General features: G+C 53.4%; 1 pseudogene. It reads left to right on the top strand.

From position 1 onward, the window contains the following. A pseudogene (locus ACW9IR_RS29880) lies at positions 1–151 on the top strand (HutD family protein); the annotation flags it as partial. Positions 152–292 lie beyond the last annotated feature (141 nt).

A 292-nucleotide genomic window follows, 5' to 3' on the forward strand; every position in this document is an offset into this window, starting at 1 on the left:
GACGGTGCTGGTGTTCAGTGTTGCGGATGAAGTGAAGGTGCTGGACCAGAAACTTGGCCATCACGACTGCCTGCAAGTGGACGGTAACACTGACCTGCTGGAGGTTGCCGTGAGCGGTCGCTGTTGTGTTATCGAACTGAGCAACAACTGAGCGCTTGTATGACCGGCGCTCAGTCCCTGTGGGGAAATAGGTTTACTTAACGCACATCAGTTGAAAGCCCATCGAAGAATCGCCAGCGGGTTTGTTGTCTCCCACTTTCAGCGTTAAAACGTTGACGTAGTTGATCGCCGG

The organism is Pseudomonas sp. SDT291_1_S447 (assembly GCF_054070155.1).